Annotated in this window: 12 protein-coding genes and 1 other annotated feature; of the genes, 10 read left to right on the top strand and 2 right to left on the bottom strand. The window is 32.5% G+C overall.

Translation table 11 applies throughout. From position 1 onward, the window contains the following. Positions 1–19: 19 nt before the first annotated feature. The 7 genes from atpD (at position 20) to ACJDUH_RS17300 (ending at position 12476) form a co-directional block, all read left to right on the top strand. Entirely contained in the window at positions 20–1420 is a 1401-nt protein-coding gene (gene atpD, locus ACJDUH_RS17330) for a F0F1 ATP synthase subunit beta (protein WP_406766463.1), read from the top strand. Between the two features lie 14 nt (positions 1421–1434). After that, positions 1435–1833, top strand: a complete 399-nt coding sequence (locus tag ACJDUH_RS17325; protein WP_406766462.1) for a F0F1 ATP synthase subunit epsilon — start codon at positions 1435–1437, stop codon at positions 1831–1833. A 178-nt stretch (positions 1834–2011) separates the two neighbouring features. Then, positions 2012–6328: an acyl-CoA dehydratase activase-related protein gene (locus ACJDUH_RS17320; RefSeq protein WP_406766461.1), complete on the top strand. Its 4317-nt coding sequence runs from the start codon at positions 2012–2014 to the stop codon at positions 6326–6328. 241 nt (positions 6329–6569) lie between these two features. Next, positions 6570–7124: an RNA polymerase sigma factor gene (locus tag ACJDUH_RS17315; RefSeq protein ID WP_406766460.1), complete on the top strand. Its 555-nt coding sequence runs from the start codon at positions 6570–6572 to the stop codon at positions 7122–7124. Between the two features lie 65 nt (positions 7125–7189). Next, positions 7190–7410 (top strand) — a binding site (T-box leader). Positions 7411–7459: 49 nt separating this feature from the next. Beyond that, positions 7460–10108 (top strand): valine--tRNA ligase, encoded by a 2649-nt coding sequence (locus ACJDUH_RS17310; protein WP_406766459.1) that lies wholly within the window; start codon positions 7460–7462, stop codon positions 10106–10108. Positions 10109–10163: 55 nt separating this feature from the next. Continuing rightward, positions 10164–11462: a bifunctional folylpolyglutamate synthase/dihydrofolate synthase gene (locus tag ACJDUH_RS17305; protein WP_406766458.1), complete on the top strand. Its 1299-nt coding sequence runs from the start codon at positions 10164–10166 to the stop codon at positions 11460–11462. A 129-nt stretch (positions 11463–11591) separates the two neighbouring features. After that, positions 11592–12476: a YncE family protein gene (locus ACJDUH_RS17300; RefSeq protein WP_406766457.1), complete on the top strand. Its 885-nt coding sequence runs from the start codon at positions 11592–11594 to the stop codon at positions 12474–12476. Here the strand turns inward: ACJDUH_RS17300 and ACJDUH_RS17295 are convergent. After that, positions 12473–12997 (bottom strand): DUF4364 family protein, encoded by a 525-nt coding sequence (locus ACJDUH_RS17295; RefSeq protein WP_406766456.1) that lies wholly within the window; start codon positions 12995–12997, stop codon positions 12473–12475. The genes ACJDUH_RS17300 and ACJDUH_RS17295 overlap by 4 nt on opposite strands. A gap of 199 nt (positions 12998–13196) precedes the next feature. Here ACJDUH_RS17295 and pdaB point away from each other — a divergent pair, with 199 nt between their 5' ends. Both pdaB and ACJDUH_RS17285 read left to right on the top strand, forming a co-directional pair. Beyond that, a complete protein-coding gene (gene pdaB, locus ACJDUH_RS17290) occupies positions 13197–13964 on the top strand; it encodes a polysaccharide deacetylase family sporulation protein PdaB (RefSeq protein ID WP_406766455.1) in 768 nt (255 codons plus the stop codon). 186 nt (positions 13965–14150) lie between these two features. Next, positions 14151–14822, top strand: coding sequence for a single-stranded DNA-binding protein (locus tag ACJDUH_RS17285; RefSeq protein ID WP_406766454.1), 672 nt, complete (start codon positions 14151–14153; stop codon positions 14820–14822). A gap of 45 nt (positions 14823–14867) precedes the next feature. On the opposite strand, the gene dapD is transcribed toward ACJDUH_RS17285, so the two are convergent. Further along, positions 14868–15578, bottom strand: a complete 711-nt coding sequence (gene dapD, locus ACJDUH_RS17280; RefSeq protein WP_406766453.1) for a 2,3,4,5-tetrahydropyridine-2,6-dicarboxylate N-acetyltransferase — start codon at positions 15576–15578, stop codon at positions 14868–14870. Positions 15579–15822: 244 nt separating this feature from the next. Between dapD and ACJDUH_RS17275 the strand changes: the two genes are divergently transcribed. Beyond that, the gene (locus tag ACJDUH_RS17275) at positions 15823–16992 is read left to right on the top strand and encodes a pyridoxal phosphate-dependent aminotransferase (protein WP_406766452.1); all 1170 of its coding nucleotides are present in this window, start codon (positions 15823–15825) and stop codon (positions 16990–16992) included. Positions 16993–17017 lie beyond the last annotated feature (25 nt).

The raw sequence follows: 17017 nt of genomic DNA, 5'->3' as shown, positions 1-17017 counted from the left end.
AAATACAGGAGGGTATCTGATGTCTAATAACGTTGGTAAAGTTATTTCGGTTATAGGACCAGTAGTAGACATTAAATTTGATTCAGAAAATCTTCCTAGCATATATAATGCAGTAGAAATAAAGCTGCCTCATGATGAAACCTTAGTAGTAGAAGTTGAACAGCACGTTGGTGATGATATAGTTAGAACCATTGCCATGGATGCTACCGAAGGTTTAAAAAGAGGGATGGAAGCTTATGATACTGGTAAACCAGTATTAGTTCCTGTAGGTAAAGAATGTCTAGGAAGACTATTTAATGTACTTGGGAAAACTATAGATGAAGGCGAAGAGGTAAAAACTGATCTATTATATCCTATTCATAGACCAGCACCTTCTTTTGAAGAACAATCCGTTTCACCTGAAATGTTTGAAACAGGTATAAAGGTTATAGATCTTATTGCTCCTTATCAAAGGGGAGGTAAAATAGGACTTTTCGGTGGTGCTGGAGTAGGAAAAACAGTACTTATTCAAGAACTAATAAACAATATAGCTAAGCAGCATGGTGGAATATCTGTATTCACAGGTGTTGGTGAAAGAACAAGAGAAGGTAATGACCTATATTATGAAATGAAAGAGTCTGGTGTTATTGAAAAGACAGCACTGGTATTTGGACAAATGAATGAGCCACCAGGAGCTAGAATGAGAGTTGCACTGACTGGGCTTACAATGGCAGAATACTTTAGAGACCAAGGTCAGGATGTACTTCTATTTATAGATAATATATTTAGATTTACACAGGCAGGATCAGAGGTTTCAGCTCTACTAGGTAGAATACCAAGTGCCGTTGGTTATCAGCCAACCTTAGCAACAGAAATGGGAGCACTCCAAGAGAGAATTACCTCAACAAAACGAGGGTCTATTACATCTGTTCAGGCTGTGTATGTTCCTGCTGATGACTTAACAGACCCAGCGCCAGCAACTACTTTTGCCCACTTAGATGCAACTACAGTTTTATCAAGAGCTATAGTTGAACTTGGAATATATCCAGCGGTTGATCCACTTGATTCAAGCTCAAGAATACTTGATCCTAGAATTGTAGGGGAAGAACATTATAAAGTAGCAAATGATGTTAAACACATACTTGAAAAATACAAAGAGCTCCAGGATATAATAGCAATTTTAGGTGTAGACGAATTATCTGATGAGGATAAATTAGTTGTTTCAAGAGCAAGAAAGATTCAGAGATTTCTTTCACAGCCATTTACAGTTGGAGAACAGTTTACAGGTATTCCAGGAAAGTTTGTAACTGTAAAAGAAACTGTTAGAGGCTTTAAAGAAATTATAGAAGGTAAGCATGATGATTTACCAGAGTCTGCATTCCTGTTTGTAGGTACCATTGATGAGGCAGTTGAAAGAGCAAAGACTATGATGAATAAGTAGAAGGGGAGATTTAAATGGCTGATACTATAAAGTTAAATATAATCACTCCTGAAAGAAAGGCCTATGAAGGTGAAGTGATTGACCTCACCACAGAAAATGATATAGGACGCCTTGAAATACTCCCAAACCACGTTCCTATGGTTACTTCAATTGTTCCAACGGTTACAACCTTTACTACAGTTGATGGAAAAAAATTAAAGTTATTCACTTCTACAGGAGTTTTAAAAATTGAAAAAAATGAACTTGATTTACTTTCTGAAGATGTGGAATGGCCGCAGGAAATTGATGTACAAAGAGCTGAAGAAGCAAAAAAGAAAGCAGAACAACTGCTACGGGAAAAAGAAAATATCGATTATAAAAGAGCGGAATTAAAGCTGAAAAGAGCTTTAGCTAGATTAAGAACAAAAGACTAAAATGAATCCAAATGGCGCTGTAATGTCATTTGGATTTTTTTAAAGTTGAATATTTTACTTTTAGGTTATATAATTATAATATATTTTAGAACATTATTATAGGAAAAATTCCATATAATAGTGGTGATACACTTTGCTTTTGGGGGGGAGGGTTAATAGCTTACGAGCTATTTTATATATGAATAACTTATTACACATTGGCTTAGATGTTGGGTCAACTACAGTAAAAATTGTAGTTATAGATAGTAATGATAAATTACTGTTTAGTAAATATCAAAGACATTTTTCTGATATTAAACAAACAATAATAGATTTAATAAATGAAGCTTATTTAGCTTTTCAAAATAAAAATATCACTTTAACAATAACAGGTTCTGGTGGGCTATCTGTTGCTAAGTGGCTATCTGTACCTTTTATTCAAGAAGTAATATCAGCAACTAAAACCATTGAAAGATTTATTCCTAGTACAGATGTTGCAATAGAACTCGGCGGAGAAGATGCTAAAATTACTTACTTTGACGGTGGTATAGATCAGAGAATGAATGGAACCTGCGCTGGTGGTACTGGAGCATTTATTGATCAGATGGCATCACTGCTACAAACTGATGCCACAGGTCTTAATGAGCTTTCTAAAAACTATAAGGTAATATATCCTATAGCTGCTCGCTGCGGAGTATTTGCAAAAACAGATATACAGCCGCTAATTAATGAAGGTGCAGCAAAGGAAGATGTAGCAGCCTCAGTATTTCAAGCTGTGGTTAATCAAACGGTAAGTGGACTTGCCTGTGGAAAGCCAATAAGAGGTAATGTAGCATTTTTAGGCGGACCCCTTTATTTTTTATCCGAGCTTAGAAAAAGGTTTATAGAAACCTTAAACTTAAGTCCCCAGCAGGTAATTTTCCCTGAGAATTCTCAGCTTTTTGTTGCTATAGGTGCTGCTTTAGCATCAAAAAACAATGAGATTTATGAATTTAGAGTATTAGCTTCTAAGCTATCAACACTTAGAGAAAAAACTTCTCATGAAATACAAAGGCTGGAGCCCTTATTTAAAGACTCAGAGGAATATGATGAATTTAAAACAAGACATGGGAAAAATAATGTGAAAAGAGCTTCCTTAGAAAATTATAGTGGAAACTGCTTTCTAGGTGTAGATGCAGGTTCTACTACAACAAAGGCTGCTTTAATTGATGAAGATGGCGCACTTCTTTATACCTACTATGGCAGTAATGAGGGAAGTCCTCTAAAAAGCAGCATAAAGATATTAAAGGACTTATATGGAAAACTTCCGGGAAATGTTAGAATAATTAATTCTTGCGTAACGGGTTATGGTGAAGCACTTCTAAAATCAGCTTTAAAAATTGACATTGGTGAAATAGAAACTATTGCTCACTATAAAGCTGCAGAATTCTTTCTTCCTGGAGTAGACTTCATATTAGATATTGGTGGGCAAGATATGAAGTGTTTAAGAATAAAAAATGGAGTAATTGACAGTATACTTTTAAATGAAGCTTGTTCATCTGGCTGTGGTTCCTTCATTGAAACCTTTGCCCATTCCTTAAATATGAGTGTTCAGGAATTTGCAAGTTCTGCTATAGGCGGAGAAAGTCCTGTAGACTTAGGTTCAAGGTGTACTGTTTTCATGAATTCAAGGGTAAAGCAAGCTCAAAAGGAAGGAGCTACTGTTGGAGATATCTCGGCTGGATTATCCTATTCTGTCATTAAGAATGCCTTGCTTAAGGTAATAAAAATTCGTGATCCAAAAGAAATGGGTAAAAAGATAATTGTCCAAGGTGGAACCTTTTATAATGATGCTGTACTTAGAAGTTTTGAATTAATTTCTGAAAGGGAAGCAATAAGGCCAGATATTGCAGGATTAATGGGAGCCTTTGGAGCAGCTATTATAGCTAAAGAAAGATATACAGAAGGCAGCGAAACGACTTTACTAAATTTAGAAGGTATAAATAGCTTTAAAACAGAAGTTACTATGAGGCGATGCGGATTATGTACTAATAACTGCTTACTAACCATAAATAATTTTAGTAATGGAGACAGCTTCATATCAGGAAATAGATGCGAAAGACCACTAGGTTTAAGCAATAAGAAAGAAAAGCTGCCTAATTTATATGATTATAAATACAATAGGATTTTTAATTACAAACCATTAAAAAAAGAAGATGCAGCTAGAGGTACTGTAGGGATACCTAGAGTATTAAATATATATGAGAATTATCCATTTTGGTTTACTTTTTTTAATGAACTAAAATTCAGGGTTGAATTATCTCCAAGGTCCTCTAAGGCTATTTATGAATTAGGAATTGAAACAATTCCATCTGAGTCAGCCTGCTACCCAGCAAAGATAAGTCATGGACATATTATGAGTTTAATAAATAAAGGTGTTAAATTCATATTTTATCCATGTATACCATTTGAAAGAAAAGAGCATACAGAAGCAGATAATAATTATAATTGTCCTATAGTCACTTCTTATTCAGAGGTTATAAGGACAAATATGGATATATTAAAGGAAGAAAATATTACTTTCATGAATCCTTTTTTAGCACTTGATAATAAAGAAAAATTAAAAAAGAGGCTTTTTGAAGAACTAAGAATATTTAATATACCAAAGAATGAAATAAATATTTCCGTAGATAAAGCATGGCTTGAACAGGAAAAGTCTAGAGAAGATATTAGAAATAAAGGTGAGGAAGTAGTTAATTACCTCAAAAAATCAGGGAAAAAAGGTATTGTTCTAGCAGGGCGACCTTATCATATTGATCCTGAAATCCATCATGGCATTCCAAATTTAATAACGGAGTTTGGTATGGCTGTGCTTACAGAGGACTCTGTTGATCATTTAGCTGTAAGAGAAGATCCTTTAAGGGTTGTGGATCAATGGGTATACCACTCAAGACTTTATTCAGCTGCTAATTTTATAAGTAAACAGGATAATTTAGATCTTATTCAATTAAATTCCTTTGGTTGTGGTTTAGATGCAGTAACAACAGATCAAGTACAGGAAATACTGAACAAGACTGGTAAAATATATACGGTTCTTAAAATAGATGAAGGAAATAACCTTGGCGCAGCAAGAATTCGTATACGTTCATTAAAGGCAGCTATAGAGGAAAGAGATAGAAACGGTGTTGCAGCTAAAAATAATGAGATTAAGGAACCTAAAGTTATATTTACAGAAAAAATGAGGGAAGAATATACTATTCTGGCTCCTCAAATGTCCCCAATACATTTTCAATTCTTAGAAGTTGCCTTTAAGGCTTCAGGCTATAATTTGAAAGTGCTGCCTTCTGTTGATACAAAGGCTGTTGATGAGGGATTAAAATATGTAAATAATGATGCTTGTTATCCATCTATAATTGTTGTAGGACAGATAATCGAAGCTATTAAATCCGGAAACTATGATACAAACAAGCTAGCAGTAATTATATCGCAAACCGGGGGAGGCTGCAGGGCAACAAATTATATAGGCTTCCTGAGAAAAGCCTTAAAGGATGCTGGCTACGCAAATATACCAGTTATATCTTTAAATGCTTTAGGTATGGAGAAAAATCCAGGCTTTAGCTTAACTCCAGGCTTACTAAATAAAGCAATGATGTCTGTAGTGTATGGAGACCTGTTTATGAGGGTGCTTTTAAAAGTACGACCCTATGAAAAAGTTAAAGGATGTGCAAATTTTCTTTATGAAAAGCTAGTAGAGGACTGTAAAACTTCAATAATAACAGGCAGCTTTTCAGGTTTTAAAAACAACATTAATAAAATCGTAGACGAATTTGATAAACTTCCTATTTTACCAATATCAAAACCTAAGGTTGGGTTAGTAGGCGAGATACTTGTTAAATTTCATCCAACTGCAAACAATAATGTTATAGACGTTGTTGAAGCAGAAGGGGCAGAAGCAGTTATGCCTGATTTATTGGATTTTCTACTTTACTGTGCCTATGATGCAAACTTCAAGTATAAATTTTTGTCTGGTACAAAAAAGAAAATGATTTTCAGCAATGCTGCTATTACAGCTATGGAGTTATACAGAAAAGAAATGAAGAAGGCTCTTAGGAAAAGTAAAAGATTTCACGCACCCAGCACCATTAAAGAACTTGCTGAAGGGGCAAAGCCAATTTTATCTTTAGGAAATCAAACTGGAGAAGGCTGGTTTTTAACTGCAGAAATGGTAGAGCTTATAGAAAGCGGTGTAAAAAATATTATTTGCATGCAGCCATTTGCCTGCCTTCCAAATCATGTTACAGGCAAAGGCATGATAAAAGCACTTAAAAGCAGATTTGAAGGTGCAAACATAACAGCAATAGATTATGATCCTGGTGCTAGTGAGGTAAATCAATTAAATAGAATTAAGCTTATGATGTCTGTAGCCTTTAAAAACTTAGAAGCTGAAGAAAGTATGAAAGCTTTACAAGAAGCAGCAAGTGATGAAAAGGTAAATTTCAATGATAATGATTTTGAAGGACAAATGAATTCTATTTAATAAATGCCATTTGATCCACATAAAAAATTAAACACTAAAGTAGCGGAAATCAAAGATTTCCGCTTTTTTAGTGTCTAAGTTTCATTATATTAGTTTTTAGATAATATCCTTAAAAAGTTACAGATATAGTAAAATAAATTTATAAATAATCGAACTTTTTTATATATTTAAACATCTAACTCATATAACATTTAAATCTTTTTATTTAATTATTAGAATTGCGGTGAAATAGGGGTGTGAAATGTTTGAAGGAATTTGGGAAAAGGAGAAGATAGAAGAAGCTGAGTTTATAGAACTTCTAGATATGCGTATAACCATACTATATAAAATAGCCTTTAGCTATTTTAAAGATGAAAATGATGCTTCCGATGCTGTACAGGATACAGTAATTATTGCCTATAAAAATTATTATAAATTAAAGGATAGGAATAAATATATCGTATGCTACCTTTCTAGTGGAGAAGAAGTTAGTTTTAAGGTAAACGACATGAAAAATATGAAATCTCTTTGTAAGGTAATTACTATAAATAAGGATTTTCAAAAGGACGGAGAAAAAATCAGGGTAAGAACCTTCACTAAAGGTGTTACCTATGGAAATTTATACATTGTTTCAGATTTAGGATTTTATGAAAGTGAGGTTTCTATATTTATAGACGGAAAAGAATATAAAAATCTACCTGCATCGGCTGCAGGCGGTGAGGAAAATTATAACACACCTCCAATAGGAGATAATAAGACATATGTGAAGATTAAAGTTAAGAATACAGGTAAGGAATATAAAGTTGATATCCAATAATTTTCACATATGTGTTGACAGAATTGAAAACAATGGTATATTATATTAATAATAAAATTTAAAAAATATAAGCTTTGATAAAGAGGAGTAAAGATTAAAGAGTATTTAGAGAAGAAGGTTCAGCGGCTGTAAGACCTTCCATACGAATTATCTTGAAGGTAGCTTTGGAGCTTCTTTACTGAAATTAGTAGGTAAGGACGGTTATTCTAAATCGTTAAATATTAAAGAGCCTATAGAAGTTTTGTAGGAATAAAGGTGGTACCGCGAGTATGTCTTCGTCCTTTTGTGGATGAAGACTTTTTTATTTGTAAAATAATATATTAGGAGATGATTAAATGGAAGAATTAAAAAATATTTCAACAACCTATGATCCAAAGGAATTTGAGGAAAGAATTTATAAGACTTGGGAGGAAAAAGGCTATTTCACCCCAGAGGTGGATAAATCTAAGAAGCCTTACACAATAGTTATGCCACCTCCAAATATAACTGGAAAGCTTCATCTAGGCCATGCACTAGATAATACCCTTCAGGACTTTTTAATTAGAGTTAAAAGAATGCAGGGCTTCAGTGCACTTTGGCTTCCTGGTGAGGATCACGCTAGTATTGCAACAGAAGTTAAGGTTGAAAACGAGCTTTTAAAACAAGGACTTATTAAAAAGGAAATGGGTAGAGAAGCCTTTCTAGAAAAGGTTTGGGATTGGACTCACGAATACAGAGAGAGAATTAGAGAGCAGCTTAGAAAGCTAGGTACCTCTGCAGATTTTACTAGAGAAGCCTTTACCATGGATGAAAATTTAAACCAGGCTGTAAGAACAGTTTTTGTAAAGCTATATAATGAAGGACTTATATACCAAGGAAATAGAATCACTAATTGGTGCCCAAAATGTAAAACTGCACTTTCAGACGCTGAAATAGAATACAGTGAACAAAATGGTCATTTCTGGCATATAAAATATCCAATCGTAGGGACAAATGATTTTATAGAAATTGCAACTACTAGGCCTGAAACTATGCTTGGTGATACTGCAGTTGCTGTAAATCCAAAGGATGAAAGATATACAAATTTAGTTGGTAAAACCTTAAGGCTGCCACTAGTAAATAGAGAAATTCCAATAATTGCAGATGATTATGTAGATTTAGAATTTGGAACTGGTGCAGTTAAAATCACACCTGCCCATGATCCTAATGATTACCTTGTAGGGAAGAGACACAATTTAGAAGAACTTAGAATAATGAATGATGATGGAACAATTAATCATTTAGGTGGAAAATACGCGGGGCTTGATAGATATGAAGCAAGAAAAGCAATAGTTAAGGATCTAGAGGCACAGGGCTATCTTGTTAAGATAAAGGAACATGTTCACAATGTAGGCTGTCATGATAGATGCGGAACAACCGTAGAGCCAATTATATCAAGGCAGTGGTATGTTAAAATGGAGAGCCTAGCTAAGCCTGCTATTGAAGTTGTTAAGGAGAAGAAAATAAAATTTGTACCAGAAAGATTTGAGAAGATCTATTATAATTGGATGGAGAATATTCAAGATTGGTGTATTTCAAGACAGCTTTGGTGGGGCCACAGAATTCCTGTTTGGTATTGCAAGGACTGCAACGAAGTTATTGTTTCTATTGATGCACCTACGGCTTGTACAAAGTGTAATAGCACTAATTTAGAACAGGATAGAGATGTACTTGATACTTGGTTCAGTTCAGCACTTTGGCCATTTTCAACCTTAGGATGGCCTAATGAAACAGAGGATTTAAAATATTTTTATCCTACAAGTACTCTTGTAACAGGATATGATATTATATTCTTCTGGGTTGCTAGAATGATTTTCTCAGGACTTCATAATATGAAGGATATACCATTTGATACTGTATTTATTCATGGTATTATAAGAGATTCAGAAGGAAGAAAAATGTCCAAATCCCTAGGAAATGGGGTGGATCCATTAGATATTATAGATCAATATGGTGCTGATGCGCTAAGATTTATGCTTATTACAGGAAACGCTCCTGGTAATGACATTCGCTTCCAAATTGAAAAAGTAGAGGCGGCTAGAAATTTTGCTAATAAGATTTGGAATGCTTCCAGATTTGTTATGATGAATCTTAATAAAAATATTATGGATAAGTACAAGGATGATAAAAACTACACCCTTGCAGATAAATGGATTTTATCAAGATTAAATACAGTTGTAAAAGAAATTACCGAAAATGTTGATAAATTTGAGATTGGAATTGCTTCACAAAAAATATATGATTTTATATGGAATGAATTATGTGATTGGTATATAGAACTTGTAAAGCCAGTACTTTATGGTGAAGATGAAAGACAAAAGGGTATAGCCTTTAATGTTCTTTATAAGGTTTTAACAACAAGTCTTCAGCTGCTTCATCCTATAATGCCTTTTATTACCGAGGAAATTTATACTCATTTAGCAGTAGAATATGAATCTATAACTATATCTAAGTGGCCTGAATATAATGAAGCTTTATATAATAAGGAGGCTGAAAATTATATGAGCTACATTATTGACTCAATAAGAGGTATTAGAAATGTAAGAGCAGAAATGAATGTGCCTCCTTCAAGAAAAGCTAAGCTTTTAGCCTTCGTTTCTGAAGAGGCTAAGCCAGCCTTTAAAGCTGGGACTATATATTTTGAAAAGCTTGCTTCAGCTTCTGAACTTAATATTATAGCTTCTAAAAATGAGGTTCCAGAAAATGCTGTTTCCGTTGTTACTACTTCTGCTGAAATATTCATTCCTTTACTGGACTTAGTTGACAAGGATAAGGAATTAGAAAGATTAAACAAAGAAAAGACTAAGTTAATAGGTGAAATTGACAGGGTAGAGAAAAAGCTAAAAAATGAGAAGTTTACAAGTAAAGCACCAAAAGAAGTAGTAGAGGAAGAAAGAGTTAAAGGTGAAAAATACATGGAAATGCTTAAAGCTGTTGAACAAAGAATTAATAGCTTCACAAATTAATTTTAAACAAAATTTTATGGCCTTTAATTGTGTTTAATTACTAAGGGGGAAGCATATGAATTACGTAGAGGCAATGGATTATATTAAAAGTACTGCTAAATTTGGTAGTAATTATGGTCTTTCAAGAACAGAAAAAATATTAGAACTTTTAGGAAATCCTCATAAAAAGCTTAAATGCATCCACATTGCTGGTACAAATGGTAAAGGCTCAACAACAGCTATGCTTACCGAAATATTAAAAGAAGCAGGCTACAGGGTAGGCATGTATACCTCGCCTTATTTAGAAGAATTCGAAGAGAGAATTCAAATAAACGGAAGCAATATTCCAAAGGAAGATTTAAGTTCTGTTATTACTGAAGTTTCAGAGGTAGTTCAAAAGGTAATTGCGCTAGGCTTTGAGAACCCGACGGAATTTGAAATTATCACCTGTGCCATGCTTTTGTACTTTTACAATGAAAAGATAGATTATGCAGTAATTGAAGTTGGTCTAGGAGGAAGGTTAGATTCAACAAATGTAATAAAGCCTATATTAAGTATTATTACCTCCATAAGCTACGATCATATGAAAATACTTGGGGATACCTTAGGTGAAATTGCCTTTGAAAAGGCCGGCATCATAAAAGAGGGAGTTCCCCTAGTACTATATCCACAAGAAGCAGAAAGTTTTGTTGTTATTAACAAAATTTGCAAAGACAGAAACAGCAGGTTAATTGAAGTTCCTAAGTATTCCGTTTCCTTAAATAAGATTAATAAAGTAGTTAATAGTGAGGTTCAAGACATAGTTATAAAAACAAGTTCCAATATATATAATATAGAGCTTTCACTGCTTGGAAAACCACAGCTGCTTAACTGTTCAGTAGTAATCTTTGCTGTAGAAGAACTTATTAAACAGAATATAATTATAAAAAAGGAACATATACTTGAAGCATTGAAGAAGGTAAAATGGCCTGGAAGATTAGAAATTCTTAGTAAGGATCCTTTAGTTGTAATAGATGGAGCTCATAATATTGATGGTATAATAAATTTAAAAGAAAGTATTGAAACCTACTTTAGCTATAAGGATATAGTGCTAATACTTGGAATTTTAGCTGATAAACAGGTTGATTCTATGCTTAAAGTTATAACACCTAAGGCAGCAAAAATAATTGCAGTCACCCCTCATTCAGATAGAGCAGAGCTTGCCTGTGATTTAGCAGAAAGTATAGCTGAAATAAATCCAGTAGTAGAATATGCTGAGGACTATAAGGAAGCTTATAAAAAAGCTTTAACTTACTGCAGTAAGGATACCTTGCTGCTTATATCAGGATCACTTTATATGATAGGTGATATGAGAAAGATAATAAAAAATAGTTAACAATTAAGGTGGATTAGGTTTAGACCCGCTGAATAGTACAATTCAGCCTTCTAAGTCCTAGTCCATCTTTTTTATTAACAGTTTTGTTTAGTCTACATATTATATATTAGTGAAATGGAGGTGATTATCTTGAGCAATTTATATATTTGCAACACTTCTACTGATACAATTTCCAAAATAAATTTAGTGGATTTTAAGGAGGAAGGACAAATTCCTTTAAGACTAAGAAGCCAAAATAAAATTGGGCCACATGGAATATGTTTTTACGAAGATAATCTTCTAATAGCAAATAGTTTTGGAAATAGTTTGTCCATTATTAGCATTGATGAGGAAGAGGAAATAGAGAATTATTTTATTGGTATGCACTGTAATGATGTTGAAGTATATGAACATAATGCCTATATTGTTTGTGGTGAGTTAAATAATATAATTGTTTTTAATTTAATGATGAAAAAAATAATAGAAGAGATACCTTGCGGAAGTTATCCTCATAGCATTTATATAAATAAATACAATGCATTAGCAGTTGTAGCAAATATGCACAGTGACAGCATTACTATTTTTGATTGCTTAAATAGGGATAATATACATCAGCTTCCTGTTTCTGAATATCCCACTAAGGCAATTTTTAGTGAAGATGGACAATATATTTTTGTATGTGAAAGTAAATTAGGTTTAAAGTCATATGGAACTCTTAGAATTATTGACATAGATTCATTAAAAACTGTTGCAAAAATTAAGCTAGGTAATTCTCCTGTAGATATTTGTGCAAGTCAAAATTATTGTTATGTCTCAAATTTTGGTGACGGGACAGTAAGTATATTAGATATAAATAAGTTAAAAGTAATAAAAAAAATAAGGGTGGGAGGTATGCCAAGAGGAATTATAGTAAATGGAAACCATATTTATGTTGGAGACAACTATAATAATTTACTTGTAAAAGTAGATATTGAGAAGGGAAATAAAAAGGTCATTTCCATAGGTGGTGAACCTACAGGAATGACACTAATTTAGTCCATTAGAAAATGTAATATTTTTTCATACATTTCTGAAGAAGAATTTTTCCACTTTTTACACAATTCTTGAGCCTGCTTATTTGTAGATACATTAATTTTAAGGTCCATGAGTACCTTATTATTTTCTTTTGTAATTAAATTAACTATATAATTATCCTTATTTTCTATTGTATATTCAGCAGAAACGGTAATTTCTTTTTTAATATTATCTAAATGCTTGTCTAAATAAGCATCTAAAACCTGAGCCTTATTTTTCGAAAGTCGATTTTCAAACATAGTTAATACCCTACTGCCCTTTTCCGTGATTAGTAATCTATGCTTTTTATCTTCTGCTATATATTCTAAAAAACCGGAGGTCAATAGCTCAGAAATATATTGATGAAGGGTAAAATAATTAATAAAGTTGTTCTCAAGTACTATTTGCGTAATTTGATTATTAGATATAGGAAGTTTTATTCTATTAAATATATAAAGTAGCAGAAGCTTGTTTTCTGCTAAATCTGTTGTATCACCAAACATAATTTTCCTCCATTTTTCATGAACTAAAGTTCTTTTAAAATATATCAAAAATATTATATCATAAAAAGCATTTAAATATATGGGTGATTTTTGTTTTTATCTGCTCTTAAATATGTATTTTTCACTAATTAACAATAAGCATATTAATTTACTTATAGAATAAAATTATAAAGTAAAGAAATATGAAAGAGGGATAGTAATGAAGATTCCACATTTTAACAATAAAATATATAAAAGAGCAAGCCTGTTATTTTTATTGATATTTATAAGTTCCATGATTTCCATTGGAGTTAATTACAAAAGTATAGGTGTTTTTAAATTTTTATATAGGGAACTTCCAATTTATAATGTAGATACAAAGGATAAAAAAATTGCATTAACCTTTGATGTTAGCTGGGGAGATGATAATACTCCGAAGCTTTTAGATATTTTAGACAAATATAATATTAAAGCTACTTTTTTTATAGTAGGGGCATGGATTGATGATAATGAAGCCTTAGTAAAGGATATGGTAAAAAGGGGACATGAATTAGGAAATCACACTAATAAACATCCAGACATTAATAAAATCTCCAATGAAAAACTCATTCAAGAAATTATGACCTGCGATGCAAAAATATCATCAATTACTGGTGAGGGTACTAAGCTATTTAGATTTCCAGAAGGTACATACAATGACAATGCTATAAAAACAGTTAAAGCTACTGGTCATTTTCCAATTCAATGGGACGTAGACAGTATTGATTGGAGAGAAAATGGTGCAGACGTAGAATATAATAGGGTTATAAAAAGAACAAATCCAGGCTCCATACTTTTGTTTCATAACAATGCAAAGTATACTCCAGAAAATTTACCAAAAATTATAGAAAAATTGAAAAGTGAGGGCTATGAATTTGTAAAAGTTTCAGAATTGATTTATAAGGATAATTATTATCTAGATACTGCTGGAAAGCAAATATTAAAATAACAGTTATTGAAATATATTTATAAAATGTATTATAATGGAATATATTATATTATAAATATAAATTAATCTTAATTAGAAAATATATGAAAGAACTAATTAATATTATTAAAAGAAGTTATATTTTGTATTTATTTTGAATATTTATATTCTGTGTAGGCAATAAAACTAAGGGAAAGAGGGGTAATGATGGACAATTTAATGTTAAACAATAAGATTTATCTTGAAGGAAAAATATTATCTGACCTTCAATTTAGCCATGAAATGTATGGGGAGGGCTTTTATAATTTCAATCTTGAGGTTCCAAGATTAAGTGATGCAAAGGATATATTGTGCATTACTGTCTCTGAAAGACTTATAGGAGGAATGGAACTTAAAGAGGGCAGTGAAGTTATTGTTGAAGGGCAATTACGTTCCTATAATAAATTCGTAGACGGAGCAAATAGGCTAATACTTTCTGTTTTTGCAAGAAATGTGGAATTTTGCATTGAAAGAAGTAAGAATCCAAATCAGATATTTCTAGATGGATATATATGCAAACAACCTGTATATAGAACTACTCCCTTTGGAAGAGAGATAGCAGATATGCTTTTAGCTGTTAATCGCTCTTATAATAAGTCCGATTACATACCAACTATTGCATGGGGCAGAAATTCAAGATTTTGTCAAAGCCTCGTAGTAGGTGATAATTTAAGAGTATGGGGAAGACTTCAAAGCAGAGAATATGAGAAAAAGGTAACCGAAACTGAAACCATTAAAAAAATAGCTTATGAGGTTTCTATTTCTAAAATGGAACGTGTTAATAAGGAATCCGGAGCCATAGAGAGCTCGGATGATGAAAGCCTCATTGAGGAAGCTTAGGAATAATTAATTTATTATAGAAAATAGCAGAGAAAATTCTCTCTGCTATTTTCTTAAGTCGTCTAATATTTGAGTTTTTCCTTTTGTTTTGTCATCTACAACTTTTATTATTTTAGCTGGTGTGCCGGCAACAACTACTCCGGCTGGTACATCTTCTACTACTACTGATCCAGCAGCAACTACTGAACCTTTTCCAATTTTAACTCCCTCAAGGATAACTGAGTTTGCACCTATTAAAACATCATCTCCTATTTCACAAGGATCCTTGCTAGGTGGTTCTAATACTCCAGCCACCACTGCTCCAGCACCAAGATGAACTCTATTACCAATTTTTCCTCTGGCGCCAACAACAGCATTCATGTCGATCATGGCTCCCTCGCCAATTTCAGCTCCAATATTTACTACAGCCCCCATCATAATAACAGCACTTTTTCCTATTACCACCTTGTCTCTTATAATAGCACCTGGTTCTATTCTGGCATCAATATTGAGAAGATCCATTAAAGGAATAGCTGAATTACGCCTATCATACTCAATTTTAAATTTATTTATTTTTTCTTTGTTTTTCATTAAGAAATCTGAAGCCTCATGACTTTCTCCAAAGAAAACATAAAAGTTTCCATCTCCATATACATCTAAGCCCCCAAAATCAGAGTTTTTCAGGTTGCCGTCTACATACACCTTTACTGGAGTAGTTTTCTTAGCTTCTTTTATGTATCTAGCTATTTCATAGGGATCTGTCAAATTATATTCCATAGTTTACCTCCTAGTAATATTCCATTTGTTAGACAATATATAATAAATTATAATAAAAAATAACAAGAAATTAAAGGGGGATTTTATTAAATCATGAATATAATGTATAATTAATATGTTATAAGTAATAATTAAGGTTATTAAGAAAACACAAATTTAAAAGATTATGTAAATCTATTAGAGGTATATTTAATAGTAATTAATACGTGTTACTAGCAGAATAAGAAATACAGGAGGATTAAGTTTGGAGAATATAAAAGATGAAAATAGAATTTTTTCAGAGAATGTAAGAAAGATTGAAATTTCAGGTATTAGGAAGTTTTATAATAAAGTAGTTGAAGTCCCAGAGGCATTATCTCTTACCTTAGGTCAGCCTGATTTTAATGTACCACTGAAAATCAAGGAAGCTATGATAAAAGCTATTTTAGAAAATAAAACAGCCTATACATCAAATGCTGGAATAATTGAGCTTAGAGAAAAGCTTTCAGAGTTTCTAAGAAGTTTTGAAATTAACTTTAAGCCGGAGGAAATCTGCTTAACTATCGGAGGAAGTGAAGGACTATTATCTGTTTTTACTGCATTTATAAATAGAGAAGATAAAGTTCTAATACCATCTCCTGCATATCCTGCCTACGAAAGCTGCATTAAATTACTTGGGGGACAGGTAATTGAATATAGCTTAAATGAAGATTTTTCTATTAATTTTCAAGATTTAGAAGAGAAACTTCAAAAAGAGCAGCCAAAGCTTATGGTTGTATCCTATCCTTCAAATCCAACTGGAGCAATACTCACAAAAGAAGATAGAAATAAACTTTATGAGCTTTTAATTAATAAGGATACTATAATAGTTACAGATGAAATATATAGTTCCCTCTGCTTTGAAGAAAATTATTATTCTATTTCTCAATTTAAGGAGCTTAAATCAAAAATTGTTTTGGTAAGCGGCTTTTCCAAAATGTTCAGCATGACCGGACTTCGACTTGGATACGTATGTACTCAAAAGAAGTTTATGGATGAGATAATGAAGGTTCATCAGTATAATGTGTCCTGTGCACCATCCATAGTTCAGTGGGGAGCCTATGAGGGTCTTATTTCTTGTCTAGAGGATGTAGAAAATATGAAAAATGAATTTAAAAGAAGAAGAGATTATGTTTATGAAAGACTTTTAGCTATGGGATTTAATACTACTAAACCCCAGGGTGCTTTTTATATTTTTCCATCTATAAAGAAATATAATTTAAGCAGTGAAGAATTTTGCGAAAGGTTACTAAGAGAAGGTAAACTTGCAGCTGTACCTGGCTCTGCTTTTGGCAGCAGGGGAGAAGGCTATATAAGAATCTCATATAGCTACAGCATGGATGTATTAAAGGAAGCACTAGATAGATTAGAAAATTGGTTAAAAGAAGCATTTTAATGAAGTAAGGTCTGCAGCAAAATAA

Origin of the sequence: Candidatus Clostridium radicumherbarum (assembly GCF_045310525.1) — a bacterium.
In the GTDB taxonomy this organism is placed as follows: Bacteria; Bacillota; Clostridia; order Clostridiales; family Clostridiaceae; genus Clostridium_AT; species Clostridium_AT radicumherbarum.
Note: the sequence above shows the minus strand (reverse complement) of the source record. Positions and strands in the feature narration are given on the sequence as shown.

Bases quoted from the DNA above. Each gene is read 5' to 3' on its own strand.
- ACJDUH_RS17285 (WP_406766454.1), top strand. From the start codon at position 14,151: ATGGACAATTTAATGTTAAACAATAAGATTTATCTTGAAGGAAAAATA.
- ACJDUH_RS17310 (WP_406766459.1), top strand. From the start codon at position 7,460: ATGGAAGAATTAAAAAATATTTCAACAACCTATGATCCAAAGGAATTT.
- dapD (WP_406766453.1), bottom strand. From the start codon at position 15,578: ATGGAATATAATTTGACAGATCCCTATGAAATAGCTAGATACATAAAA.
- ACJDUH_RS17325 (WP_406766462.1), top strand. From the start codon at position 1,435: ATGGCTGATACTATAAAGTTAAATATAATCACTCCTGAAAGAAAGGCC.
- ACJDUH_RS17320 (WP_406766461.1), top strand. From the start codon at position 2,012: ATGAATAACTTATTACACATTGGCTTAGATGTTGGGTCAACTACAGTA.
- ACJDUH_RS17295 (WP_406766456.1), bottom strand. From the start codon at position 12,997: ATGTTTGGTGATACAACAGATTTAGCAGAAAACAAGCTTCTGCTACTT.
- ACJDUH_RS17315 (WP_406766460.1), top strand. From the start codon at position 6,570: ATGTTTGAAGGAATTTGGGAAAAGGAGAAGATAGAAGAAGCTGAGTTT.
- atpD (WP_406766463.1), top strand. From the start codon at position 20: ATGTCTAATAACGTTGGTAAAGTTATTTCGGTTATAGGACCAGTAGTA.
- pdaB (WP_406766455.1), top strand. From the start codon at position 13,197: ATGAAGATTCCACATTTTAACAATAAAATATATAAAAGAGCAAGCCTG.
- ACJDUH_RS17305 (WP_406766458.1), top strand. From the start codon at position 10,164: ATGAATTACGTAGAGGCAATGGATTATATTAAAAGTACTGCTAAATTT.